Here is an 814-nt window from a genome sequence, read left to right on the forward strand (position 1 = left end):
ATTTGAAGAAGCCGTTCAATCTGTTGCTCCTGAAGGCCAACCGCCCATCATGTGTAGCTACCTATTTGAACTAGCCGGTCAATTCTCAAGCTTCTACGAAGCATGCCCAATTCTAGTAGCAGAAGATGAAGCCGTTAAGCAAAGCCGTCTAAAACTGGCAGCCCTAACAGCGAAAACCATCAAGCAAGGTTTATCGCTACTAGGTATCGAAACGCTAGAGCGCATGTAAGCCGCTTTTAAGTTGATAACTTAAGTAGCACAAGCTGAATGATTGCAAAGGTTGACGTGAAAGCGTCAACCTTTTGTTTTATCTGACGTATACTAATTCAAATTGAAATGAATCGGATATCCACAATGAGTTTTGAACTGCACCCTCAATTGGCAAAAGACACCACAGTAATCGGCCACTTCCCTCTTTGCGTTGCACTTCTACATAAAGATAATGCAGTGCCGTGGGTCATCTTAGTTCCTAAACGTGCCAACTTAAAAGAATTGCACCACTTACCGATGAAAGAGCAGCAACAGTTTTTACTTGAATCACAAGCGGTAAGCCAAGCGCTCGAAGCGACTTTCCGTCCTGACAAGTTGAATCTTGGCGCACTCGGTAACATGGTGCCGCAGCTACACATTCATCATATCGCACGCTTTAAGGACGACGTTGCATGGCCAGGGCCGATTTGGGGAAACACAAGCGGCGAGTTTCGTAGCGAAGAAGAACAAGATGAGATTCTCAAACGTATTGGAAATGTATTGTCGCTAAGCTCGATCTTCCATAAAGCTTAATTAATATTCAGCCGCTATGAGATTTGCTTGC

The 814-nt window shown here is 44.3% G+C and carries 2 protein-coding genes; both read left to right on the top strand.

All coding sequences use genetic code 11. The features are described from left to right. Positions 1 to 229: DALR anticodon-binding domain-containing protein (locus R7190_RS26645; RefSeq protein WP_318137769.1), on the top strand; the 229-nt coding region annotated here is incomplete at its 5' end. Between the two features lie 125 nt (positions 230 to 354). Next, on the top strand, positions 355 to 783 hold the full coding sequence (locus tag R7190_RS26650) for an HIT family protein (RefSeq protein ID WP_005455485.1): 429 nt from the start codon (positions 355 to 357) through the stop codon (positions 781 to 783). Positions 784 to 814 lie beyond the last annotated feature (31 nt).

The organism is Vibrio sp. 1078-1, assembly GCF_033340475.1.